Source organism: Paracoccus yeei ATCC BAA-599 (assembly GCF_000622145.1).
GTDB classification, from domain to species: domain Bacteria; phylum Pseudomonadota; class Alphaproteobacteria; order Rhodobacterales; family Rhodobacteraceae; genus Paracoccus; species Paracoccus yeei.
Map to the genome: position 1 here is coordinate 57,693 of NZ_JHWH01000019.1, position 24,820 is coordinate 82,512.

Below are 24,820 nucleotides of genomic sequence, written 5' to 3' on the forward strand. Positions count from 1 at the left end.
AATTAAATTCGCAACAGGAAAATTATGAGAAACACCCTGCACTTCCGCCAAGCCGCCATGTGATCAGGAAAAGGGCGGCAGAGCGCATCCGGGGACGGGAAAACAGGCAGGGAAGGTATGATGGCGCGATTCGCGCGCCGGATTTCACAGGATGACCGCCGCGCGGGCAGGCTGGCGTATTTTGCGGCGCATCGGCGTAATTCCTGATGCACAACAATCTTGATCTTCAGGAAACTTTGCGGCGACGGCAGTCTCGCGCCGATGCTGGGAGCGATCTTCTGGACACGGGAACTATGCCATGAACCTCAAGACTGCCCTGGCGGCCCTGGCCGCCACCGCCCTGCCGCTGGGGGCCCTGGCCCAGACGGCCGAGCCGGCGCTGGACAGCGGCGACACCGCCTTTGTCGCCGCCTGCGCGATGATCGTCATGCTGATGATGCTGCCCGGCCTGGGCCTGTTCTATGCCGGCATGGCCCGCAGCAAGAACGTGCTGTCGGTGATGACCCATATCCTGGCCACCATCGCGCTGGTCTGCGTGCTGTGGATCCTGTTCGGCTATTCGCTGACCTTTGCGCCGTCCTCCTGGATGGCGGTGATCGGCGGCACCGGCAAGATGTTCCTGTCGGGCATCACCCAGGACAGCCTGGTCGGGACCATCCCCGAATACCTGTATGTCCTGTTCATGATGATGTTCGCCGCGATCACCCCGCCCCTGATCGTCGGCGCTTTCGCCGAGCGGATGAAGTTCTCGGCCGTGCTGATCTTCATGGCGGTCTGGCTGACGATCAACTATGTGCCGATGGCGCACATGGCCTGGGGCGGCGGCTGGGTCTTTGGCCTTGCGGTGCAGGACTTCGCGGGCGGCAACGTCGTCCACCTGAACGCCGGCATGGCGGCGCTGGTCTGCGCGCTGGTCGTGGGGCCGCGCCAGGGCTACGGCACCGCGATGATGGCGCCCCACAACATGACGATGACCTATACCGGCGGCGCCATGCTGTGGGTGGGCTGGCTGGCCTTCTGCGGCGGCTGCGCGCTGGCGGCGAACGGCTTTGCCACGCTGGTCATGCTGAACACCGCCCTGGGCGGGGCCGGCGGCGCGCTTGGCTGGATGGCGACGGAATGGGTGCATCGCAAGCGCCCCAGCACCTTCGGCCTGCTGTCGGGCTGCATCGCCGGGCTGGTCGCGATCACCCCGGCCTGCGGTTTTGTCGGACCCGCGGGCGCCATCGCGGTCGGGTTCCTGACCGCGCCGGTCTGCCTTTATGCCGTCGAAAGCGTCAAGCGCCGCTTCGGCTATGACGACAGTTTCGACGTGTTCGGCGTCCACGGCGTCGGCGCGGCGGTGGGCGGCATCCTGACCGTGATCTTCGCCGCCCCCGCGCTTGGCGGCCTGGGCTATCCCGAGGGGCGCACGATGCTGTCCCAGATGGTGCCGCAGGTCCTGATCATGGGCTTCAGCATCGGCGTGTCGCTGGTCACCACCTGGATCGCGCTGAAGGTGGCGGATGCGCTGGTCGGGCTGCGCGTCGACCCGGAAGTCGAGTTCGACGGCCTGGACACGGGCGAGCATGGCGAGGTCGGCTACCGCCTGGGCGATGGCGTCTATGCCGGGGCACCCAGCCAGCCCGTCGAACACGCGCCCGCCGCCGCGCGCCCTGCCGTCGCGCCCGCCGGGCAGCCGGGCTGACACCCTATGTCCTGCTTTGGGGGGGCCGGGTTCATCCCGGCCCCTTTTCCGTTCAGCGGGATTGCGGATAGGTGATGACCGACAGATAGCGCGCCGGAAGCGAGATCAGGTCCACCGGCCCGTGCGGCGCATCGGCGTCGAACAGCAGCGTGTCGCCCGGCTCAAGCCGATAGACCTGTTCGCCATGGCGATAGCCGACGATTCCGTCCAGCATGTACAGCATCTCGATCCCCTCGTGCTGGAAGGTCGGGAAGCGGTCGCTTTCTGCGCTGAGCACGATCAGATAGGGCTCGACCACCACGCCCGAGTTGTTCGACCCGATATGGCCCAGCAGGTGATACTGGTGGCCGGCGCGGGTGCCCTGACGCTCGATCTCGACACCCTGGCCCGCCTTGACGTGCATCGCGCCGCGCGGCTCGGCAAAGCCGGCGAAAAGCTGGACCAGCGGCACGCGCAGGGCATTGGCCAGCGCCTGCAAGGTGCCGAGCGAGGGCGAGATCACCCCGTTCTCGATCTTGGACAGCATGCCGATGGAAATCCCGGTCTGCGCCGACAGGTCCGAACCGGTCATGCGCTGGCGCTTGCGCAACTCGCGCACGGCGCGACCGATCGCGACTTCCAGGTTGCGTTCGGGCGCGTCGCGCAGGGCATGGGGGTTCTGGGTCAGGGTCTTCGCAGGACTGGAGGTCTTGGCCACGGCAATCTTTCCTTTGAGGAAAGTTCAGCTTGCGCCCGATCCTGGCCGCGCGCAATGGGTTCTGCCATGCGCCGGGGCCGCTTTTCGCTTGACCTGAGGGACAGGGGGTCCATCATTCCCGGACCCAGCGAATGAGGCCAGGGATGACGCGACTTCGTGTGAATGGCCGGGATCACGATCTGGACGTGGATCCCGAAACGCCGCTGCTGTGGGTCCTGCGCGACGAACTGCGCCTGACCGGCACCAAGTTCGGCTGCGGCATCGCGCAATGCGGTGCCTGCACGGTGATGCTGGACGGAATGCCCCGGCGGTCCTGCGTGACCCCCATCGGCATGATCGAGGGCAGCGAGGTCACCACCATCGAGGGCATGGAAGGCCCCGAGGTCGCCGCCGTGCAGGCGGCCTGGACGGCCATCGACGTGCCGCAATGCGGCTGGTGCCAGTCGGGGCAGGTCATGTCGGCGACCGCCCTTCTGCAACAGATCCCGCAGCCCAGCGACGAGGACATCAACAACGCGATGGCGGGAAACATCTGCCGCTGCGCCACCTATGTGCGGATCCGGCAGGCCATCCACGATGCCGCCCGGACGCTGGAGGGCTGATCGTGACCGTGCAGACGACGCGCCGGGGTTTCCTGGCAGGTGGGACAGGGCTGTTGCTGGCGCTGGCGCTTCCGGTCGGGCGGGGCCGGGCGCAGGTGACGGTGGCCGGGCCATTCGCGCCCAATGCCTTCATCCGCATCGGGACCGACGATCTGGTCACGGTGATGATCAAGCACCTCGAGATGGGGCAGGGGCCCTATACCGGCCTTGCGACCCTGGTGGCCGAGGAACTGGACGCCGACTGGTCGCAGATGCGGGCCGAAGGCGCGCCCGCCGACGACAGGCTGTATGCGAACCTCGCCTTCGGGGCGCAGGGGACCGGGGGGTCCACCGCCATCGCCAACAGCTTCATGCAGATGCGCAAGGCCGGCGCCGCCGCCCGCGCCATGCTGGTCGCCGCTGCGGCCGAGGAATGGGGCGTCCCCGCCTCCGAGATCACCGTCAAGGCGGGCGTCGTCGCGCATGAGGCCTCGGGCCGGTCGTCCGGCTTCGGCGCGCTGTCGACCGCCGCCGCCCGCCAGCCGGTGCCCGAAGACCCGCCGGTCAAGGCCCCCGCCGATTTCGTGCTGATCGGCACCGACCGGCCCAAGCTGGACAGCGCGTCGAAATCCACCGGCACCGCGCAATTCACCCTGGATGTCTATCGCGACGGGATGCTAACCGTGGTGGTGGCGCATCCGCCCCGGTTCGGCGCGACCCTGGCCCGCGTGGACGACAGCGCCGCCCTGGCGGTGAAAGGGGTCGAGATGGTGCGGACCGTGCCCTCGGGCGTGGCGGTCTATGCGACCAACACCTATGCCGCGATGAAGGGCCGCGACGCGCTGATCTTGGAATGGGACGACAGCAAAGCGGAAACGCGCAGCTCCACCCAGATGTTCGCAGCCTTCGCCGAGGCCGCCGCCCAGGGCGGCGAGACGGTCGAGGAAGAGGGCGACCTGTCAGCCATCGACGGCGCGGCCAGGGTGCTGACGGCCGAATACCGTTTCCCCTATCTGGCCCATGCGCCGATGGAACCCCTGGATGCGGTGATCGAGACCAAGGGCGGCAAGGCCGAGCTGTGGTTCGGCAGCCAGTTCCCGTTCTTTGACAAGCCCACCATCGCGGGCGCCCTGGGCATCGCGCCCGAGGACGTGACGATCAACGTGCTGATGGCGGGCGGATCCTTCGGTCGGCGGGCGCAGGGCTCGGCCCATCTGGCGGCCGAGGTCGGTGCAATCGCCAAGGCCGCCGGGCGCGACGGCGCCTTCAAGCTGGTCTGGACCCGAGAGGACGACGTGAAGGGCGGCTATTACCGCCCGATGACCGTCCACCGCCTGCGCGCGGGGCTAGACACGGACGGAGCCATCATCGGGTGGGAAAACGTCGTCGCGAACCAGTCGATCATGGCGGGCACGCCGATGGAGGCGATGCTGAAGGGCGGCCCGGACAACAGCTCATTCGAAGGCTCCACCGGCCTGCCCTACCGCCTGGGCGCCAAGCGCATCGGCTGGGCGCGGATGGAAAGCCCGGTCAGCGTGCTGTGGTGGCGCTCGGTTGGCCACACCCACACCGCCTATGCGGTCGAGACCTTCCTAGACGAGGTTCTGGAGGCCGCCGGAAAGGATCCCGTGCAGGGCCGCCTGGACCTGCTGCCGCCCGAGGCCGCGCGCGAACGCGCCGTGATTGCCGAGGCCGCCCGCATGGCCGGTTGGCAGGGACCGCGCCGCGACGGCAAGGGCTATGGCATCGCCTATGCGAAAAGCTTCGGCACCTATGTCGCCGAGGTGGTCGAGGTCGAGGATCGCGGCGGCACCCCGCGCGTCACCCGCGTCTGGTGCGCCGTCGATTGCGGCATCGCCGTCAATCCCAACCTGATCCGCGCGCAGATGGAGGGCGGCATCGGCTATGCCCTGTCCGCCGCGCTGCACAGCCGCATCACCCTGGCGCCGGGGGGCACCGTGGAACAGTCGAATTTCCACGACTATCCCATGCTGCGGATCGCCGAGATGCCGGCGGTCGAGGTCTCGATCATCCGCAGCGCCGCGGATCCGACCGGCGTCGGCGAACCGGGCGTGCCGCCGCTGGCCCCGGCGATGGCCAATGCCTGGCGCGCCTTGAACGGGGCTCGGCAATACCAGCTTCCTTTCGGCGGAGCGATTTCATGAGATCAGTCACGGCCGTTCTTGTCCCGGCGCTGTTCTGCGCCGCGCCGCTTTGGGCGCAGGACGACCTGCAAACCCCCGACGCCTTCGCTGCCATCGCCGACAAGGCCGAAAGGTCCGCCGCCCTGTTTCAGGAAATGGGCAAGGTGCTGACCCATCCGCGCTGCCTGAACTGCCACCCGGTCACCGGCGGGCCGACGCAGGGCGACGACATGCATCCCCACGATCCGCCCGTGGTGCGCGGAGAGGCCGATTTCGGCGCGCCGGGGATGACCTGCAACACCTGCCACGGGGCCGAGAATGTCACCCTGACCGGCGGCCAGGGCAGCATTCCGGGGCACGAGCCCTGGTCGCTGGCCCCGGTCAGCATGGGCTGGGTCGGCCTGTCCCTGGGCGAGATCTGCCAGCAGATCAAGGATCCCGAGCGCAACGGCGGCAAGACGCTGGAAGAGCTTCACGAACACAACGCCCATGACGGCCTGGTCGGCTGGGGCTGGCATCCCGGCGCGGGCCGCGAGCCCGCCCCCGGCAGCCAGGAGATCTTCGGCCAGCTGACGCGGGCCTGGATCGACACCGGAGCCGCCTGTCCCGGGTGATCGGGGAGGTGTAGCTCCGGTCCAGGCGTATTGCCGGGAAGACACGTTCGTAAAAAGAACCGGTTGCCTGCGTAGCGGCATCGGTGGCCATCACCCCGCCGGCGGCGCGACATGGTGATCGTGGCGCAATACCGCCTGAGCCTTGGGCAGCCGTGGCAGCGGGGAACGGAACGAAGTTGGGACTGGGGTCGGCTGACGTCGCATGGATCGTTGATGCACCGGGACGGCATCCCGATCATCCGGAACCGGACATTCCGGCGCACCACGGACAGCGATCATCCTCCAGGGTGGCCATCAAGGTGGAGTTTGGCGACTTCAACCACGGACCCTGCGGAGCCCCCGATGACCAGGACCAACTGCTCCCGGCACACGATGTCCTGCACCAAGCAGAAAGGTCTTGCAGTATGATATCCGATCAGATGACAGCGTTGGGAACGACGGATCGCGGTTTCCATTTCCGCATCGCTCAGGCCAGCCGCAATGATAATCTGGCGCTGTGGCAGCGCAGCGCGGTCGAACATCGCCGGATCGAAGCGCCGGAGTGTTGACAGGAATTCCCGACGCCGAACCTCCCGCCGTGCAAGCAGTCTATGAACGACAGGCTCGACGGCGCAATCCGCTAGATGACGGCTTCCTCCAGGAATGGCTCGTTGGCCGCAATCCGCTCATAACGGAAGGGCGTCAGATCCAGCGTCTGGAACGCCCCGTAAAGGATCAGCTCGGAAACGGCGCGCCCCACTGCTGGCGATTGCTGCAGCCCATGGCCGGAAAAGCCGTTTGCGAACATGAAGTTCCTGATCTGGGGGTGAAAGCCCACGATGCCGTTGTGGTCCAGCATGTTGTATTCGTAATGTCCGCACCAGCTTTGCATGACCCGCAGCGCGTCAAAGGCGGGGATCCGGTGCCAAAGCGCCGGCCAGATGCGATCCTCGAATTCGTCGTGCCGGATGGCGAAGTCGTCGAAATCCGCGGGACCGTCGTCCAGCGGCGTGTTGCCGGTCAGGAACAACTCGCCCTCGGGCCGGACGAAGGTCCCCGACAGGTCGATGACGTTGGGCATGCGGCCGGGGACCGGCGTCTCGCTTGCAAAGACGAAGCTGTAGCGCTTGTGGGGCATGACGGGGATCGACAGGCCCGCCATGGCCGCGACCTGCTGGGCGCGCGGGCCTGCCGCATTGACCAGCGTGCCGCAAGACACCACCTCTCCGGTCGAAAGCTTGACGGAGGTCACACGGTCGTCTTCGACCTCAAGCCCTGTCACGGCATTGTCGATATACTCCACCCCTTCGGCCCGCGCCGCGCGGCGAAAGCCGTTCAGCAAGCCCATGGAATCGAACCAGCCCTCGTCTTTGGATCCCCAGGATCCCCCCGCCAGATCCTCGACGTTCAGCCAGGAAAACCGGTCCTTCAGCGCGCCCTGGTCCAGATAGACGGTATGGGCGCCCAGGCTGCGCTGCATCTCGACCCGTGCCCGGGCGGCGTCCGCCCCCTCGGGCGAGACGCAGTAGAGATAGCCGTGTTCCTTGAAGCCCAGGCTGGGTATTGCCTCGCCGGGGAAATAGGGTGCCATCGCCTCGCCGAAGTCGCGGATGAACGCGATGCCGAACTGGCTGATCTTGACGTTGATCGGGTTCGAATACTGCTGGCGGATCGCGCTTGTGGACAGCGCGGTCGAGGAAAACTCGTAGGTGCTGTCGCGTTCGACGACCAGAACGCTGATGTCCTTGTCCATCTGGCGGCTCAGCCAGTAGGCGGTCGAGGAGCCGACAACGGCGCCGCCGACGATGACGATGTCATAGGACGTGCGCTTGGGTGCTTTGTAGGCGGGAATGGGCATGGCGGACCTTACCGGGCAAAAGAGGCAATCAGGGCATCCGTCCCGCGCGCCAGCACGCCGAGATCGGACCCCACCGCGACCATGGTGAAGCCATCGGCAAGATAGCGGTCGGCATCGGCCTTGACGGGCGCAAGGGTTCCAGAGGCGCGGCCCGCCTTGTGCGCGGCCTCGCGCACCGAGGCAATGGCTTCCTGGACCCGGGGCGCGTTCGGGTTGCCCATCTCGTTCATGTTGGTCGAAAGGTCGCCCGGCCCGACGAACACGACGTCGACGCCTTCGACAGCGGCAATCTCGGCGGCATTCGCCACCCCGGTCTCGCATTCGATCTGTACGGCCAGCAACTGGTTGGTGCGGGCGTTGCGGTGATAGTCGGCGATGCGCCCGAACTGGTTGGCACGGTGACCGACCGAAAATCCGCGGAAACCGGATGGCGCATAGGTCATGGCCGCCACGATGTCCGCAGCCTGGCGGGCGGTGCGGACATTCGGGACCATCAGGCTGCGCGCGCCGATGTCCATGAACTGCTTGATGACGATCGGGTCGTCCGACGGCAGGCGGACCACGCCTTCGCAGGGAAAGGCCGCGATCACCTGCAGCTGGGCCATGACGGACCGCAGGTCGTTGGGGCTGTGTTCGCCGTCCACCAGCAGCCAGTCGGCACCTGCGCCGGCCGCGACCTCGGTCGTCAGGGCGCTGGACAGGCTGCACCACAAGCCGATCGCCCGGTGCCCACCGACGAGGCCTTCTTTCAGGGAATTGGGACGCTCTTTCATAGCCACTCCAGAAACGAATTGCCTTTATTTGTATGATGACATACATCATATGTAATTGTATCGCAATCTCGTTGTGAGGGAGGAAGGCAATGAAGATCGGTTTCATCGGCCTTGGTGTGATGGGCGCGCCGATGGCGCGTCACCTTGCCGATGCGGGGCACGAGTTGTTTACCACGCTCCACCGCTCTGGCCTGCCCGAGGGTCTGGCGGCAACCGTGCTGGAAAGCCCCGCGGCCGTTGCACGGGCAAGCGAGGTCGTCATCACCATGTTGCCCGATACGCCCGATGTCGACCGCGTGATAACCGGACCGCAGGGCGTGGCCGAAGGCGTGCAGTCCGGCGCGCTTGTCGTGGACATGAGTTCGATCAGCCCCATCGCCACGCGCCGGATAGCGGGCCAGGTCCAGGAGGCGGGTGCCGGATACCTGGACGCCCCGGTTTCGGGTGGCGAGGTGGGGGCCAAGGCCGCCAGCCTGACGATCATGGTCGGCGGCGATCAGGGCGATTTCGACCGCGCAAGGCCGCTGTTCGACCTGATGGGCAAGAACATCACCCTGGTGGGCGACATCGGCGCGGGACAGACCTGCAAGATCGCCAACCAGATCATCGTCGCCCTGAACATCGAGGCCGTGGCCGAGGCGCTGGTCTTTGCCTCGAAGGCCGGCTGCGATCCCGCCAAGGTGCGCCAGGCGCTCTTGGGCGGCTTTGCCGCATCCCGCGTGCTGGAGATTCACGCAGAGCGGATGATCCGCCGCACCTTCGATCCGGGCTTCCGCATCCGCCTGCACCAGAAGGATCTGGGGCTGGCCCTGGAAAGCGCCCGCGCCCTTGGTGTCTCGCTTCCCAACACCGCGACGGCCCAGGAACTGATGAACGCTTGTGCCGCGCGTGGCGGGGCGGAAAGCGACCATTCGGCCTTGGTGACCGCGCTGGAAGCTCTGGCCGATCACCCCGTGGCAACAACAGGGGTCCAATAGATGCGTGGGACCGGAAAGGCCGATGTTTTCGTCATGTTGGCGCACCCTGTGGGTCACGCCAAAAGCCCAGGGATCTTTAACGAAATCTTCGAGGAACGCGGGCTTGACAGCCTGATGGTCCCGATGAGTTGCCGCCCCGAGGATTTCGACACCTTCTGGGCAGGCATCACGGCGGCGGAAAACGTGCGCGGAATCATCGTCTCGGTGCCCTTCAAGACGCGAGCCTTTGAAAAATGCGCCGCGGCGCATGACAGGGCCGCGCGGGTAGGAAGCGCGAATGCGGTCCGGCGCCAGGCCGACGGCACATGGTATGCCGACAATTTCGACGGTGTCGGCTTCATTGACGGCCTCAAGGCGGGCGGGCACCGGATCGCCGGCCAGCGCATCCTGCAAGTCGGGGCGGGCGGGGCGGGCGCGTCCCTGACCTATTGCCTGGCCGAGGAGGGTGCTGCCTTCATCCGGTTGAACGACATCGATCACGACCGCGCCGCCCGTCTTGCCGAACGCGTGCAGCAAGCGTTCCCGTCCTGCCAGATCGAACTGGGCGAGGCCGATCCGCGCGGCATGGACATGGCCATCAATGCAACCCCCATCGGGCTGCGCGAGACCGACCCGTTGCCGCTTGATGTGACGGGACTGACGCCCGGGATGACTGTGGTGGACATCATCATGGAGCCCGCGGAAACGGGGCTGCTGCGCGAGGCGCGGCGGATCGGCTGCCGCATTCAGCCCGGCCGCCCGATGATGGATTATCAGGTCGAGGGCATGAGCCGCTTTTTCGATATCGACCGGCAGGACCGCTGACATGGCCGAGATCGAAACTGCCGTCGTTATCGGCGGGACCTCGGGCATCGGCAAGGCCATCGCCTTGCGCTTTGCCGAAACCGGCGCGAGGATCGTCATTGCCGGACGAGACGAAGGACGCGGCCGGGGCGCTGTGGCCGAGGCGCAGGCCCGCGGAGCCGCCGGAGCGACCTTTGTGGCCGTCGATGTGGCCGATTCCGCCTCGATCGAGGCGCTTGCCGGTGCTGTCGAGGCCGAGATCGGCATTCCTGCGGTTCTGGTCAACAGCGCGGGGATTCTGCAAAGCGGCAAGCATGTGCTGGACCAGGCGCTGGATGAAGACGAGCGCATGTGGCGCATCAACTACCGGGGCACGCTGGTCGGCTGTCAGGTGTTCGGGCGGCAGATGCAGCGCGCGGGACGCGGCGCCATCCTGAACGTCGGTTCTCTGGCCTCCTTTGCGCCGCTGTCGCTACCGTCCTATACTCCGGGAAAGCAGGCGATGATGGGTCTGACGGGCATTCTCGCGGCCGAACTTGGCCCGCATGGCATTCGCGTCAACGCGGTCGCACCGGGTTACACACTGTCGGATGGGCTGAAGGCCAAGATCGCGGCGGGCGAACGCGACCCCGAAGCGATCACCGCCACGACGGCGCTGCGCAAGTTCGTGCAGCCATCGGACGTGGCCGAGGCCGCGTTGTTCCTCTGCTCGGATCGCGCGGCAGCGATCACGGGCGTCACGCTGCCGGTGGATGCAGGCTGGCTGATCCAGGCGCCCTACGCGCATTACCTGCGTGGAAACCCGATCCGAAAGGCTCAGAACCAATGACCGATATCGCCCGTTTCGATTTTGACACCCGCATTCACCACGGCGTCGTTCACCACGGCATCGTTTATCTGACCGGGCAGGTGGCGACACCCGGCCAGTCGGCAGGCGACCAGATGCGCGAGGTTCTGGCAAAGATCGACGATCTGCTGGCCAAGGCAGGGACCGACAGGACGCGAATCCTGCATGTCCAGATGTGGCTGGACGACGTGCGCGACTTTGACGAAGTCAACACGGTCTGGGACGCCTGGATGCCCATGGACCATGCCCCCGCGCGATCCTCGGGCCAGGGCCGGATGGCCAAGCCGGGCATGCTGGTCGAACTGATCGTCACCGCTGCCCTGTGATAGGCTCTGGATCGGGCCTGGCGTTTGCCGCATATCAAGACCGCCAAGGGGGGACCGGACATGACAAGGCGCAAGACATTGACGACACAGGTCGCCGACGCCCTTGCCGAGCGGATCCATGCCGGAACCCTGGCCCCGGGCAGCCAGCTGCCGACCGAGGCCGAGCTTTGCGCCGAATTCGACGTCAGCCGGACAGTCGTTCGCGAGGCCGTCGCCCGCCTGCGTTCGGGCGGTCTGGTGACCGCGCAGCAGGGCAGGGGCGTCTTTGTCAACGAGACGCCAAGCCCACAAAGCTTCCTGATCTCGGAGGACGACCTGCGGTCGCTGCCGGAAACCATCGCGCTTCTGGAACTGCGCCTCAGCATCGAGGTCGAGGCCGCCGCCCTTTGCGCCGAACGACGCACCGATGACGAGGCGCGCGAGATCCGGGCGCTGATGGAGCAGGTGGACGCACGCCACCCCGATCCGAAGGCGGTAAAGATACATTACGACTACGATTTTCACATCAAGATCGCGCAATGCGCGCGCAACGACTTCATGGCGGGCTTTCTGGAGTATCTGCGCCCCTTCATCGTGCCGCGTTTCAATCTGGGGCAGTTCGTGCCGCCGGAAACCAAGGATGCCTATTACCGCAAGATTCATGCCGAGCACGACGCGATCGTTGCTGCCATCGACAACCGCGATCCCGATGCTGCACGCGACGAGATGCGGCAGCACCTGACCAACAGCCTGGAACGCCTGCGTATCCTGGCCGCACAAAATGCCGGCGCCGCGCAGGGAAGCGCCGGTCCGCTGGATACGACGCAGCTGCTGGCGGGTCTGGCGGGCCGTTCGAAATCGGGCAACCAGTGACCGACATCAAGAATATCTTTATGGCCCTGTTCGACGCAGCGGTGCGCGCCGCCGACGCGGGCCCTGCCTTGGCGTGGCTGCTTCCCAGCCGCCCAAGGGCCGCACCATTGTCAGCGGCGCCGGCAAAGGCTCTGCCGGCATGGCGGCAGCCTTCGAGGCGATGTGGGATGGCCTGCCTGAGGGACTCGTGGTGACGCCCTACGGCTACGGGACACGCTGCCAGCGCATCAAGGTGGCCAAAGCAAGCCACCCGTGCCCGACGAAGCAGGACTGAAGGCCACACGCCGGCTGATGCAGATGGTCGCTGACCGGTCGCCCGACGATCTGGTGATCGCGCTGGTTCCAGGCGGCGGATCGCCGCTGCTGCCGCGCCGCCGGACAATCTGACGCCGGACGACGAGATCGCCGTGAACACCGCGCTTATAGGCTCGGGGTCGCCGATCTCGGCCATGAACACGGTGCGCAAGCATCTGTCATGCGTCAAGGGCGGCAGGCTGGCCTTGGCGGCTTGGCCGGCGGGGGTAGTGACCTTTGTTCTGTCCGACATTCCGGGCAATAACCTGGCTCTTGTGGCGTCAGGACCAACTGTTGGAGTTGGGCGCGAACCGGGCGACCCTGGTGCTGGCCTCGGCCGACGCTCCACGCCTCCCTATCTAGGAGAGCTTCAACCGGCTGACCAATGTGGCGTTCTCCTTTACCAACCACGAGGAAAGCCAGCCCTGCCACCTGAAGCTGAAGGACCCCTTGATCCCCATCGCGGTGAACCTGCCGCTTTATGCCGAGCCGGCGCAGCGCTACTGCCCGGCCGGGGTCTATGAGGTGCTGGAGGGACCCGAGGGCCGCGCTTCCAGATCAACTTCCAGAACTGCGTGCATTGCAAGACCTGCGACATCAAGGATCCCAGCCAGAACATCGTCTGGACCACACCCCAGGGCGGCGACGGCCCGAACTACCCGAATATGTGACAAGCCCTGCTTGCCGATTATGATTTCTTCTTGGCGGATTGGGCGGGCAAGCTGCGCGATACTTCCCCGGAAAATGGCCGGGGGACAGCATGTCGGAGATCAAGCGCAACTTCATCGGCGGAGACTGGGTCGAAGCGGAAGAGGCCAGCGAAAACCGCAACCCCGCCAACCCGGATGACCTGATCGGGTTTTATGCGCGGGGCGGGGCAGGCGACATTGCGGCGGCGGTGGATGCGGCCCGTGCGGCGCAGTCGGGATGGGGCAATGCCTCGCCCCAACGGCGGGCCGATGTCCTGCGCCGGGCCGGAGACATGCTGCTGGCCCGCAATGACGAGATCGGGCGGCTCCTTGCGCGCGAAGAAGGCAAGACCCTGGCCGAGGCCAAGGGCGAAGCGTTGCGCGCGGCGCAACTTTTCCACTTCTTCTCGGGCGAGGCGGTACGCAATCCGGGCGAAAAGCTGAACGCGATCCGCGAGGGCGTCGAGGTGGATGTCATGCGCGAACCGCTTGGCGTCGTCGGCCTGATCACACCCTGGAACTTTCCGATCGCCATTCCGGCCTGGAAGGCGGCCCCCGCACTGGCCGCTGGCAATGCGGTCGTGATGAAGCCCGCCGAACTGACGCCAGGCTGCGCCCATCTTCTGGCCGAAGTGCTGGAGCAGGCAGGCTGCCCGCCGGGGGTCTTCAACCTGGTCATGGGCAAGGGCTCCGAGATCGGTAACGCCCTGGTCGAGCACCCGGACGTGGCCGCGATCTCGTTCACCGGGTCCGAGCGGGTCGGGCGGGGCATTGCGCAGGGTTGCGCAAGGACCATGAAGAAGGTCCAGCTGGAAATGGGCGGCAAGAACCCGATGGTGGTGCTGGCCGACGCCGATCTGGATCTGGCGGTGAATGCCTGCCTGAACGGCGCCTTCTTTTCCACCGGACAGCGCTGCACCGCCTCGTCGCGCCTGATCGTCGAGGCAGAGGTTCATGATGCCTTTGTGGAACGACTAGAGAAGGCCATGGCCGCGCTGGTGATCGGCGATCCGCTGGACGCCGCGACGCAGATCGGGCCCGTGGTGTCCGAAAGCCAGCTTGCCGGCAATCTCGACTATGTCCGCATCGCAGGCGAGGAAGGCTGCGCGGTGATCGGCGGCGAACGCCTGGACCGCCCCGGCAGCTTCCAGGCGCCAGCGCTGTTCCTGGGCGCCACGAATGCCATGCGGTCGAGCCGCGAGGAAATCTTCGGCCCCTGCGCCTCGGTCATCCGTGTCGCGGATTTCGATGAGGCGCTGGCGGTGGCCAACGACACGCCGTTCGGGCTGTCCTCGGGGATCTGCACGGCATCGCTGAAGCACGCGACCGCCTTCCGGCGCGGCTCCAATGCCGGGATGGTCATGGTCAACCTGCCAACTGCCGGCGTGGATTATCACGTGCCCTTCGGCGGGCGCGGCGCCTCAAGCCTGGGCGGGCGCGAACAGGGACGTATTGCCATGGATTTCTATACGTCGGTCAAGACCAGCTATATCTTCGCGGGTTAGATCATGAGCCTTGCATTGCAACTTGCCGCCATCCTGGGCCCGCGCGGCTGGATTCCGGGGCACGAGGCCGCACCCTGGCAGCGCGACTGGCTGGACTGTTACGGCGAACGGCCGCTGGGTGTCGCTCGACCAGCCTCAACCGACGAGGTCGCGGCTGTGGCTGCTGCCTGCCATGCAGCGGGGGTGCCGGTGGTGCCGCAGGGCGGAAACACAGGGCTGTGCGGCGGCGCCGTGCTGGGACAAGCCGGCGGCGTGATCCTGTCGCTGGCGCGGATGGCCGACATCGGCACCCCCGATCCTGCCAGCGGTTCGATCGAGGTCGGCGCCGGGGCGGTGCTGCAATGCGTGCACGAGGCGCTGCACGGGTCGGGCCTGATGTTTCCCCTGCACCTGGGCGCCGAAGGCAGCGCCCAGATCGGCGGGCTGATCGGGACCAACGCCGGGGGCAGCCATGCCTTTCGATACGGCATGATGGGCGACCTGGTTCTGGGGGTCGAGGCGGTGTTGGCCGACGGCACCGTCTGGAACGGGCTGCGCGCTGTGCAGAAAGACAACGCAGGATACCCGCTGCGCCGCCTGCTCTGCGGGGCCGAGGGCACCTTGAGCATCGTGACCCGCGCCGTCTTGCGCCTTGTTCCCGAACCACGCCAGCGTGCGACCGCGCTGCTGACCCTGCCTGACCTGACCGCCGCCACAGCCTTCGGCATCCGGCTGCGGGCCGAGGCGGGCGAGTTCCTGACCGGGCTCGAGTTCTTTTCCGGTCTGGGGCTGGATCTGGCGTTGGAGCATGTCCCGGGGCTCGCGATGCCGTTGGAAACGCGCGGAAGCTGTTACCTGCTGGTCGAGGTGGCCAGCGGCTCGGCACTGGTGCCCCTGGACGATATCCTGGGCGGCGTGCTGGAGCAGGGTATGGAGGACGGGCTGGTCCTGGATGGCGCCCTGGCCGCCTCCGAGGCGCAACGCGCGGCTTTCTGGCGGCTGCGCGAGGAACAGCCCGAGGGGCAACGGCGGGAAGGGCCGCAGCTCAAGCACGACATCTCGGTCCCGCCGGGGCGGATCGCCGATTTCGTGGCCGAAGGGGCCACCCTGTGCGAGGGCCTGGTTCCCGGCGTCAGGATCAACCCCTTCGGTCATCTGGCAGACGGCAACATCCACTATAACTTGACACCACCCGCAGGCGTGGCCGGTTTCGCGGGCCGCGATCAGGACCTGGGGCTGGCCTTGGCGAAACTGGCGGCGCGGATGGGCGGCAGCTTTGCCGCCGAACACGGGCTGGGACGGGCCAAGATCGCCTTGGCCGATGCCGTGCGGCCCGCAGTCGAACGTCGGATCATGGCGCGCATCAAGGCTGCCTTCGATGCGGACGGCATGCTGAATCCGGGAGCGGTCGTTGGTGGCGTCCAACAAGAATAATTTGTCGTTCTGTCGCAAATCTTGGTTTTTCAGGCCGGCGTTGAACGCCACTCTTCCCAGACAGCCGTAACATTTTCTGGTGGCCGGACAGCCGGCGCCGCGACAAGGAAGGAAGGCCAAGATGCGTAACGGGGGGCAGCTTCTGGTGGAAAGCCTGGTGGCGCTTGGCGCGGTCCGGGCCTTTGGCGTTCCGGGCGAAAGCTATCTGGCGGTGCTGGATGCGTTGCACGACACGCAAGGAAAGCTGGACTTTGTGCTGTGCCGCAACGAAGGCGGCGCGGGCTTCATGGCCGCGGCCTGGGGCAAGCTGACCGGCCAGCCCGGCATCTGCATGGTGACGCGGGGCCCGGGCGCCACCAACGCATCCATCGGCGTGCATACCGCGATGCAGGACAGCGCGCCGATGATCCTGTTCGTGGGTCAGGTCGGCACGGACATGAAGGGACGCGAGGCGTTCCAGGAAATCGACTATCCGGCCGTGTTCGGCACCGTCGCGAAATGGGTAGTCGAGATCGACCGGGTCGAGCGGATTCCCGAAATTCTGACCCGTGCCTGGACCGCCGCCACCACCGGACGCCCCGGACCCGTTGTGATCGCCCTCCCCGAGGACATGCTGACCACCCTGACGGACGCCGCCCCTCTGACCGGACCGGCGCATGTGGCCGAGCCCGCCCCCGCCTCCCAAGCCTTGACTGACGTCGAGGCGATGTTGTCCGGCGCCGCCCGCCCGCTGATCCTGATCGGCGGCTGCAACTGGTCTGATGCCGGCAAGAAGGCCCTGCAAGCCTTTGCCGAGGCCAGCGACATTCCGGTGGTGGCGGCCTTCCGTTATCAGGACCAGTTCGACAATTTCTCGCCCGTCTATGTCGGCGAGGCGGGCGTGGGCATGCCCGCCCATGTCAAGGCGCTTGTGCGCGACGCCGATGTCATCCTGGCGATCAATGTCCGCTTCGGCGAGATGACGACCGATGGCTATACGTTGCTCGACGTGCCGGTGCCGGTGCAAAAGCTGATCCATGTCCATGCGTCCGACCGCGAGATCGGCAAGATATATCAGCCAACGCTGGGCATTCAGGCAGGGCCGAACGCCTTTGCCGCGGCCCTGTCGCCCGTCAGGGGTGGCTGGGCCGGGTGGCGCGCGGAGGGTCGCGCGGCGTGGGAGGCGGCCTTTGACGCGCCCGTGCAGCCCTCGCCTGTGGATATGGTCATCGCCACCGCGCATCTGCGCGAGGTGCTGCCTGCTGATGCGATCCTGACCAACGGCGCAGGCAACTTCACCGTCTGGCCCAACAAGTTCTACAAGTTCGGCCCAAAGGCGCGACTGCTGGCGCCACAGTCGGGCGCCATGGGATATGGCCTGCCCGCCGCGATCGCCGCCAAGGTGGCCCATCCCGGCCGCACGGTGGTCTGCTTCGCGGGCGATGGCGATTTCCAGATGAACTGCCAGGAGCTTGCAACCTCGGTCCAAGCGGGTGCGCAGCCGATCGTGCTGCTGCTGAACAACGGCATCTACGGCACCATCCGCGCGCATCAGGAACGCAGCTATCCCGGCCGCGTCTCGGGCACGACCATGGTCAATCCCGATTTCGTCATGCTGGCCCGCGCCTATGGCTATCACGCCGAGCGGGTCGAGCGGACCGAGGATTTCCCGGCGGCCTTCGCCCGTGCGCTGGCATCGGGCAGCGGCGCCCTGCTTGACCTGAACATCTCGCCCGAGGCGCTGACCCCGCGCCAAACCCTGTCCCAGATGCGCGACGCCGCGCTTGCCACAAAGGAAAAGGCATGAATACCGGCCAGACCGTCCGATTGGGTGCCGATATCGGCGGCACCTTTACAGACATCGCGTTGGATTGCCGCGGCACCATGTATTCGACCAAGGTGCTGACCAATTACAGCGCGCCGGAACAGGCAATCCTGGATGGCATCGACATCGTGCTGCACGACGCGGGGCTGACGCCCGCCGACCTGGACATCGTGATCCACGGCACCACGCTGGCCACCAACGCACTGATCGAGCGGCGCGGCGCCCGCACCGCCCTTGTCACGACCGAGGGCTTTCGCGACGTGATCGAGATGCGGACCGAAAACCGGTTCGAGCAATACGACCTGAACCTGCGCTTGCCCACGCCGCTGATCCCGCGCGAAGACCGCTTCACGGTTGCCGGCCGCATCGGTGCGCAGGGTCAGGAACTGGCCCCTCTGGACGAAGCCGCGCTGCAGGCCATTGCCGACCGGATTGCCGCCGACGGCTTCGGCGCCGTCGCCGTCGGCTTTATCCACTCCTACATGAATCCGGCCCATGAACGGCGGGCCCGCGAGATCATTGCGGCCAAGGTGGACGTGCCGATCTCGATCTCGTCCGAGGTCTCGCCGCAGATGCGCGAGTTCGAACGGTTCAACACCGTCTGCGCCAATGCCTATGTGCGCCCGCAGATGGCCGATTACCTGGCCCGTCTGCAGGTGCGGTTGAAGGAAATGGGCGCAGGTTGCCCCGTCTTCATGATCCATTCCGGCGGCGGGCTGATCTCGGTGGAAACCGCATCCGAGTTTCCGGTGCGGCTGGTCGAATCCGGCCCGGCGGGGGGCGCGATCTTTGCCGCCGACGTTGCCGAGCGTTTCGGCCTTGATACCGTGGTCAGCTATGACATGGGCGGTACCACCGCCAAGATCTGCCTGATCGAGGATTTCCAGCCCAAGACGGCGCGGACCTTCGAGGTGGCGCGCACCTATCGCTTCTGCAAGGGATCTGGCATGCCGATCTCGATCCCGGTGATCGAGATGATCGAGATCGGGGCAGGCGGCGGCTCCATCGCCTGGGTCGACGCCATGGGACGCATCCAGACCGGCCCGGAGTCTGCGGCATCCGAACCCGGGCCCGCCTGTTACGGGCGGGGCGGGCAGCGACCGGCGATCACCGATGCCGACCTGGTTCTGGGCAAGCTCGACCCCGACAATTTCGCAGGCGGGACGATCAGGCTTTCGGTTCCGAACGCGCAGGATGCGATCGCCCGCGACGTGGGAGAGCGCCTGTGCCTGCCTTCGGAAGCCGCTGCCTTTGGCATTGTCGAGGTGGTCGATGAGAACATGGCCAATGCCGCCCGCGTCCACGCGGTCGAGAATGGCAAGAACATTTCGGACAACATCATGATCGCCTTTGGCGGCGCGGCGCCCCTGCACGCGGCGCGGCTGTGCGAAAAGCTTGGCATCGACGAATGCCTGATCCCGCCGGGCGCGGGCGTGGGATCGGCCATCGGCTTTCTCAAGGCGCCGTTCGGATACGAGGCGCTGGCATCGAAGATCGTGCGCCTGTCGCATTTCGACCCGGCGCAGGTCAACGCCATGCTGGCCGAGTTGAAGCAAACCGCCGAGGGCTTCGTGCGGGCCGGAACCGCAGGCGCCATCCAGCGGGAAATCACCGCCTTCATGCGCTATGTCGGCCAGGGGTGGGAGATTCCGGTGCCGCTGCCTGACCGCGACTTCACCTCCGACGATGTCGAAGGGCTGCGTGACGACTTCCGCAAGGCCTATGCCCGCTTCTTCGGCCGCGCCATCGAGGGTCTGGACGGCCTGGAAATCGAGATCGTCACGTTCTCGGTCAAGGCGCAGGACGAACGCACCGCACCCGAGCGTCTGCAGATCACGCGCGGCAAGGCCATGCTGGACGGCGCCCCGACCCGCCCGGTCTTTGATCCGACCCAGGGCCGCGCGCTGGAAACCGCCATCGTCGAGCGCACCACCCTGACCCCGGGCGCCCGCGTCAGCGGCCCGGCGGTCATCGTGGAACGCGAAACCTCAACTGTCGTCACTTCGCCCTTCGATGTGGTGATGCAGGACGACGGTACCCTTCTTCTGACCCGCAAGGAGATGGCGGCATGAATAACGCGACCCCCGCTGCATCGCTTGATGCCACCCATGAAATCCGCATGCAGGTCATGTGGAACCGCCTGATTTCCGTGGTCGAGGAACAGGCGCTGACCCTGCTGCGGACGGCGTTTTCGACCTCGGTCCGCGAGGCGGGCGACCTGTCGGCAGGCGTTTTCGACCCGCAGGGACGAATGCTGGCGCAGGCGGTGACCGGCACCCCCGGCCATGTCAACACCATGGCCGAGGCGGTGCTGCATTTCATCGCCGAAATCGGCCGCGAGAACATGTATCCGGGCGACACCTATGTCACCAACGATCCCTGGAAAGGCACCGGGCACCTGCACGACATTTCCATGGTGTCGCCGTCCTTCCTGGGCAATGAACTGATCGGCTTTTTTGCCTGCACCGCGCATGTGGTGGACGTGGGCGGACGCGGCTTCGGCGCCGACGGCAAGTCGGTCTATGAAGAGGGCATCCAGATCCCGATCATGAAGTTCGCCGAGCGCGGCCGCGTCAACGCCGATCTGGTCCGCATCCTGCGCACCAACGTGCGCGAGCCGAACCAGGTCGTGGGCGACTTCTTTTCGCTGGCGGCTTGCAACGACGTGGGCCACCGCCGCCTGATCGAGATGATGAACGAGATCGGCCTGTCCTCGCTGGATGATCTGGGGGCCTTCATTTTCAGCCGCACCCGCGCCGCGACGCTGGAACGCATCCGGGCGCTGCCGCGGGGATCATGGACCAACGATCTTGTGACGGACGGCTATGACAGCCCCGTCCGGCTGGCCGCCACCGTGGAAACGCGCGGCGAGACGGTCAATGTCGATTTCAGCGGCACCGACGGGCAAAGCCGCTGGGGCATCAACGTGCCGATCATCTATACCAAGGCCTATGCCTGTTACGCGATGAAATGCGTGATCGCGCCCGACATCCCGAACAACTGGGCCTCGCTTGAACCTTTCACCGTGTCGTCGCCGGTCAATATCCTGAACGCGCAATGGCCCGCGCCCGTCAGCCTGCGCCACGTCTTCGGCCACATGGTCCCCGACCTTGTGCTGGGGGCGTTGGCCCAGGCCCTGCCCGGAAAGATCCTTGCCGAGGGATCGGGCGCGCTGTGGAACATCCATGTCTCGGCCCGCCCGGTCGAGGGCAGGGCGGGACACCAGGCCGAAATCCTGATGTTCAACTCGGGTGGGATGGGTGCGCGGCCGGAGCTGGACGGCCTGTCCGCGACGGCGTTTCCTTCGGGCGTGATGACCATGCCCATCGAAGCGACCGAGCAGACCGGCCCCATCGTGGTCTGGCGCAAGGAACTGCGCCCGGATTCGGCGGGCGACGGCCAGTACCGCGGTGGCTTGGGTCAGATCATCGAGATCGCGGCGGCCGAAGGCCACCAGTTCGACTTTTCCGCCATGTTCGACCGCATCAGGCACCCGCCGCGCGGGCGCAACGGGGGCCGAGACGGCCAGCCGGGCAGCGCGCGGCTGGACGATGGAACGGAGATGCGGCCGAAAGGCTGGCAGCACGTTCCGGCAGGCCGCAGACTGGTGTTGCATCTGCCCGGCGGTGGCGGCTACGGCGATCCGGCGCTGCGCAGCGCCGAAGCACGCGCCGACGATCTATCCAAGGGCTATGTGACGGAGACCGGCAAATGAACTATGTGGCGAAACGCCTGGCTGCGGTGAAACCCTCGGCCTCAATGGCGGCCTCGCAGGCAGCCAAGACCCTGCGCGCGACGGGCGTCGACGTGATCGACCTGGGGCTTGGGGAACCTGATTTCCCGACCCCGACCCATGTCTCGGAAGCGTCCTACAAGGCGGCCTTGGCGGGCGAGACGCTGTATACCGCATCCGCCGGCACGCCGGCGCTGCGCGCGGCGGTGGCCGACAAGTTCCGGCGCGAAAACGGGCTGGATTATACCGCCGACGACGTGGTGGTGGCGAACGGCGCCAAGCAGATCATCTTCAATGCGCTGATGGCGACGCTGAACGATGGTGACGAGGCGATCCTGCCCGCCCCCTATTTCGTCAGCTACCCCGAGATGGTGAAGCTGTTGGGCGGCGTGCCCGTGACCCCGGCCTGTTTGCCCGAGGCAGGCTTCCGCCTGACCCCCGAGGTGCTGGAGGCCGCGATCTCGCCGCGCACCAAATGGCTGTTTCTGAACATGCCGGGTAACCCCTCGGGCGCGGTCTATTCGCGGGACGAACTGCAGGCGCTTGGCGGTGTGCTGGCGCGGCACCCGCAGGTGCTGGTGCTGTCGGACGAAATCTATGAACACATCATCTTCGACGGACGCGAATTCGTCAGCTTCGGCAAGGCCTGCCCGGACCTGCGCGACCGGACGCTGATCGTGAACGGCGTGGCCAAGGCCTATGCCATGACCGGCTGGCGGGTGGGCTATGCCGCCGGTCCCGCGCCGCTGATCAAGGCGATGAACACCGTGCAAAGCCAGTCGGTCACATCCGTCGCGGCCCCCATGCAGGCGGCCGCCCTGGCCGCACTGACCGGGCCGCAGGATTGCATCGCCACCTTCCGCGAGGCCTTTCAGCGCCGCCGCGATCTGGTGGTGGCGGGAATCGCCAGGATCGACGGCCTGACCCTGCCGCCGCCCGAGGGCGCGTTCTACGCCTATATCGGCTGCGCGGATCTGATTGGGCGGCGCACCCCGCAGGGAACCGTCCTGACGGACGACGTTGCCGTGTCGAACTATCTGCTGGCCCAGGGGCATGTGTCGTCGGTCCCCGGCTCGGCCTATGGATTGTCGCCGTTCTTCCGCATCTCGACCGCGACCGGCGACGAGGTCCTGACCGAAGCCATCGCGCGGATCGGCCGCGCGGTGGCCGCCCTTGAACCGGCAGAGGTGCCCGCATGACCGCTCCCCGTTTCGACACCATCCTGATCACCGGCGCCGCCGGCCGCCTGGGAACGCAGCTGCGCCGGGGCCTGGCGCCGTTGGCCCGCACCCTGCGCCTGACCGACCGCGTGCCGATCACGGATCTGCAACCGAACGAGGACGGCCATGTGGTCGAACTGTCGGACGCGGCGGCCGTGATGGCGCTGTGTGAGGGCGTCGATGCCATCGTGCATTTCGGCGGGGCGCCACTGGAGACGAAGTGGGAGACGATCCTGCAATCGTCCATCGTCGGCAGCTACAACATCTATGAGGGCGCCCGGAGGCACGGGGTCAAGCGCGTCATCTACGCCTCGTCCGTCCACGCCATCGGCTATCACAAGGTCGAGGACCAGATCGACGCCAGCGCCCCGCATCGCCCCGACAGCCTTTACGGCGTGTCGAAGTGCTTCGTCGAGGATCTGAGCCGGCTTTACTGGGACAAGTTCGGGATCGAAACGCTGTGCTGCCGCATCTTTTCGTCCTTCGACCAGTTCACCGACCGGCGGATGCTGTGGTCGATGCTGACCTATGACGATTGCGTCCGCCTGGTCGAAGCGGGCCTGACCGCCCCGCGTGTCGCCCATTCGATCGTCTTCGGCACCTCGAACAACAAGCAGCGCATGGTGGACAACCGCCTTGGCGCGCATATCGGCTTTCATCCCCAGGACACGACCGAACCCCACCGGGCCGAGGTGGAGGCGCGCCTGCCCCCCGCCGATCCCCATGCCCCTGCCGTCACATATCTGGGCGGCTGGTTCGTGGACCTGGGCCACCCCGACGACGAGGTGGCCCAGTGAAGAACAGCTATGACGTGGTAATCGTCGGCGGGGCGGTGATCGGATCGGCCGTCGCCTATTTCCTGACTGCGAACCCAGACTTCACCGGCAGCGTGCTGGTGGTCGAGCGTGACCCCAGCTATGTGAAGGCGGCGACCTCGCTGTCCTCGTCCTCGATCCGGGTTCAGTTCTCGAACCCGATCAATGTCAGGATCAGCCAGTTCGGCAGCGCGTTCATCCGCAGCTTCGCCGAGACCATGCAGGTCGCGGGCGAACCCGCACCGGACCTGAACTTCCATCCCGGCGGCTATCTTTTCCTGGCGGGAACCGAGGCGCAGGCCCGGACGCTGCGCGAGAACCACGAGGTCCAGCGCGCCTGCGGCGCCGACGTGGTGCTGTGGGGGCAGGACGAACTGGCCCGCTCCTTCCCGCACCTGAACGTCGATGACATCCTGCTGGCGTCCTATGGCCGTTCGGGGGAAGGGTGGTTCAACAACACCGGGCTGATGTACGGCTTCAAGGCCAAGGCGCGCGAACAGGGCGCTGATTACGTCACCGACGAGGTGGTGGCCATTGGGCGCGAAGGCAACCGCGTGACCTCGGTTGCGCTGAAGTCGGGCGCCACGGTCAAGGCCGGGACGGTCGTCAATGCCTCTGGTCCCCGCGCGGCGCTGACGGCGCGGATGGCGGGGCTGGATGTGCCGGTTGAACCCCGCAAGCGCACCAGCTTCGTCTTTGACTGCGCCCGGACGCCCGAGGGCACGGCGACCGTGAACGGCGGTCGGCTGCCCCTGATGATCGACCCGTCGGGCGTGTTCCTGCGCCCCGAGGGCCGGTTCTTTCTGGCCGGCTGCCCACCGGTCGAGGACCCTGCCGTCGACTGGGACGACTTCGAGCCGCGCTATGACGAGTTCGAGGAGATCATCTGGCCCGCCCTTGCCGCCCGTTCCCCCAATTTCGAGGCGATCAAGGTCGTCAACCAGTGGGCCGGGCATTACGACTTCAACACGCTGGACCACAACCTGATCGTTGGACGCCATCCCGACGTGACGAATTTCGTCTTTGCCAACGGCTATTCGGGGCATGGCCTGCAGCAAGGCCCCGCCGCCGGTCGGGGCGTTTCGGAACTGATCATCTATGGCGGTTTCCGCACGTTGGATCTATCCGAGGTGGGATACGAGCGTATTCTGGAGAACCGTCCCTTCCTCGAGAAGGCGGTGATCTGACGAGGAGGCGGCGATGAATGCGGATGACCAGGGCCGGGGCGA

The 24,820-nt window shown here is 66.5% G+C and carries 21 protein-coding genes and 2 pseudogenes; 20 read left to right on the forward strand and 3 right to left on the reverse strand.

The window, feature by feature from the left end; genetic code table 11:
- The first annotated feature begins 298 nt into the window (after positions 1–298).
- Positions 299–1,687 (forward strand): ammonium transporter, encoded by a 1,389-nt coding sequence (locus BU28_RS22785; protein ID WP_036762739.1) that lies wholly within the window; start codon positions 299–301, stop codon positions 1,685–1,687.
- A 52-nt stretch (positions 1,688–1,739) separates the two neighbouring features.
- On the opposite strand, the gene BU28_RS0111820 is transcribed toward BU28_RS22785, so the two are convergent.
- Positions 1,740–2,384: a helix-turn-helix domain-containing protein gene (locus tag BU28_RS0111820; RefSeq protein WP_028719675.1), complete on the reverse strand. Its 645-nt coding sequence runs from the start codon at positions 2,382–2,384 to the stop codon at positions 1,740–1,742.
- A gap of 143 nt (positions 2,385–2,527) precedes the next feature.
- On the opposite strand from BU28_RS0111820, the gene BU28_RS0111825 reads away from it, so the two are divergent.
- From BU28_RS0111825 to BU28_RS25465, 4 genes are all read left to right on the forward strand, one after another.
- Positions 2,528–2,986, forward strand: a complete 459-nt coding sequence (locus tag BU28_RS0111825) for a (2Fe-2S)-binding protein (protein ID WP_028719676.1) — start codon at positions 2,528–2,530, stop codon at positions 2,984–2,986.
- A gap of 2 nt (positions 2,987–2,988) precedes the next feature.
- Positions 2,989–5,130 (forward strand): xanthine dehydrogenase family protein molybdopterin-binding subunit, encoded by a 2,142-nt coding sequence (locus BU28_RS0111830; protein WP_051578147.1) that lies wholly within the window; start codon positions 2,989–2,991, stop codon positions 5,128–5,130.
- Positions 5,127–5,723 (forward strand): hypothetical protein, encoded by a 597-nt coding sequence (locus BU28_RS0111835; RefSeq protein WP_028719678.1) that lies wholly within the window; start codon positions 5,127–5,129, stop codon positions 5,721–5,723. Before BU28_RS0111830 ends, BU28_RS0111835 begins: the two co-directional genes overlap by 4 nt.
- A gap of 404 nt (positions 5,724–6,127) precedes the next feature.
- Positions 6,128–6,271 (forward strand): hypothetical protein, encoded by a 144-nt coding sequence (locus BU28_RS25465; RefSeq protein WP_155992537.1) that lies wholly within the window; start codon positions 6,128–6,130, stop codon positions 6,269–6,271.
- Between the two features lie 71 nt (positions 6,272–6,342).
- On the opposite strand, the gene BU28_RS0111840 is transcribed toward BU28_RS25465, so the two are convergent.
- Both BU28_RS0111840 and BU28_RS22790 read right to left on the reverse strand, forming a co-directional pair.
- Positions 6,343–7,560, reverse strand: a complete 1,218-nt coding sequence (locus BU28_RS0111840; protein ID WP_028719679.1) for an NAD(P)/FAD-dependent oxidoreductase — start codon at positions 7,558–7,560, stop codon at positions 6,343–6,345.
- A gap of 8 nt (positions 7,561–7,568) precedes the next feature.
- Positions 7,569–8,333 carry an HpcH/HpaI aldolase family protein gene (locus BU28_RS22790; protein ID WP_036762743.1) on the reverse strand — a complete coding sequence of 255 codons (765 nt, stop codon included), beginning with the start codon at positions 8,331–8,333 and terminating at the stop codon, positions 7,569–7,571.
- A gap of 89 nt (positions 8,334–8,422) precedes the next feature.
- Between BU28_RS22790 and BU28_RS0111850 the strand changes: the two genes are divergently transcribed.
- The 15 genes and pseudogenes from BU28_RS0111850 to BU28_RS0111925 all read left to right on the forward strand — a co-directional run bounded on the left by BU28_RS0111850 (position 8,423) and on the right by BU28_RS0111925 (position 24,778).
- Positions 8,423–9,310 (forward strand): 2-hydroxy-3-oxopropionate reductase, encoded by an 888-nt coding sequence (locus tag BU28_RS0111850; protein ID WP_028719680.1) that lies wholly within the window; start codon positions 8,423–8,425, stop codon positions 9,308–9,310.
- A complete protein-coding gene (locus BU28_RS0111855; protein ID WP_028719681.1) occupies positions 9,311–10,114 on the forward strand; it encodes a shikimate dehydrogenase family protein in 804 nt (267 codons plus the stop codon).
- A 1-nt stretch (position 10,115) separates the two neighbouring features.
- Positions 10,116–10,922 (forward strand): SDR family NAD(P)-dependent oxidoreductase, encoded by an 807-nt coding sequence (locus tag BU28_RS22795; protein WP_036762746.1) that lies wholly within the window; start codon positions 10,116–10,118, stop codon positions 10,920–10,922.
- Entirely contained in the window at positions 10,919–11,266 is a 348-nt protein-coding gene (locus tag BU28_RS0111865; protein WP_028719682.1) for a RidA family protein, read from the forward strand. The genes BU28_RS22795 and BU28_RS0111865 overlap by 4 nt, the downstream gene beginning before the upstream one ends.
- A 78-nt stretch (positions 11,267–11,344) precedes the next feature.
- Positions 11,345–12,118, forward strand: coding sequence for a FadR/GntR family transcriptional regulator (locus BU28_RS22800; RefSeq protein WP_198944930.1), 774 nt, complete (start codon positions 11,345–11,347; stop codon positions 12,116–12,118).
- 139 nt (positions 12,119–12,257) lie between these two features.
- A pseudogene (locus BU28_RS26795) lies at positions 12,258–12,648 on the forward strand (DUF4147 domain-containing protein); the annotation flags it as partial.
- A gap of 130 nt (positions 12,649–12,778) precedes the next feature.
- Positions 12,779–13,083: pseudogene (locus BU28_RS24685) on the forward strand (4Fe-4S dicluster domain-containing protein); the annotation flags it as partial.
- Positions 13,084–13,172: 89 nt separating this feature from the next.
- Positions 13,173–14,606: an aldehyde dehydrogenase family protein gene (locus tag BU28_RS0111890; RefSeq protein WP_028719683.1), complete on the forward strand. Its 1,434-nt coding sequence runs from the start codon at positions 13,173–13,175 to the stop codon at positions 14,604–14,606.
- Positions 14,607–14,609: 3 nt separating this feature from the next.
- A complete protein-coding gene (locus BU28_RS0111895; RefSeq protein ID WP_051578149.1) occupies positions 14,610–16,019 on the forward strand; it encodes an FAD-binding oxidoreductase in 1,410 nt (469 codons plus the stop codon).
- A gap of 121 nt (positions 16,020–16,140) precedes the next feature.
- Entirely contained in the window at positions 16,141–17,805 is a 1,665-nt protein-coding gene (locus tag BU28_RS0111900; RefSeq protein ID WP_028719685.1) for a thiamine pyrophosphate-binding protein, read from the forward strand.
- A complete protein-coding gene (locus tag BU28_RS0111905; protein ID WP_028719686.1) occupies positions 17,802–19,895 on the forward strand; it encodes a hydantoinase/oxoprolinase family protein in 2,094 nt (697 codons plus the stop codon). Before BU28_RS0111900 ends, BU28_RS0111905 begins: the two co-directional genes overlap by 4 nt.
- Entirely contained in the window at positions 19,892–21,538 is a 1,647-nt protein-coding gene (locus BU28_RS0111910; RefSeq protein WP_051578150.1) for a hydantoinase B/oxoprolinase family protein, read from the forward strand. The genes BU28_RS0111905 and BU28_RS0111910 overlap by 4 nt, the downstream gene beginning before the upstream one ends.
- The gene (locus BU28_RS0111915) at positions 21,535–22,755 is read left to right on the forward strand and encodes a pyridoxal phosphate-dependent aminotransferase (RefSeq protein ID WP_028719688.1); all 1,221 of its coding nucleotides are present in this window, start codon (positions 21,535–21,537) and stop codon (positions 22,753–22,755) included. The genes BU28_RS0111910 and BU28_RS0111915 overlap by 4 nt, the downstream gene beginning before the upstream one ends.
- Complete coding sequence (locus BU28_RS0111920; RefSeq protein WP_028719689.1) at positions 22,752–23,573, forward strand: NAD-dependent epimerase/dehydratase family protein; 822 nt, start codon at positions 22,752–22,754, stop codon at positions 23,571–23,573. The genes BU28_RS0111915 and BU28_RS0111920 overlap by 4 nt, the downstream gene beginning before the upstream one ends.
- On the forward strand, positions 23,570–24,778 hold the full coding sequence (locus tag BU28_RS0111925) for an NAD(P)/FAD-dependent oxidoreductase (RefSeq protein WP_028719690.1): 1,209 nt from the start codon (positions 23,570–23,572) through the stop codon (positions 24,776–24,778). The genes BU28_RS0111920 and BU28_RS0111925 overlap by 4 nt, the downstream gene beginning before the upstream one ends.
- Positions 24,779–24,820: the final 42 nt, after the last annotated feature.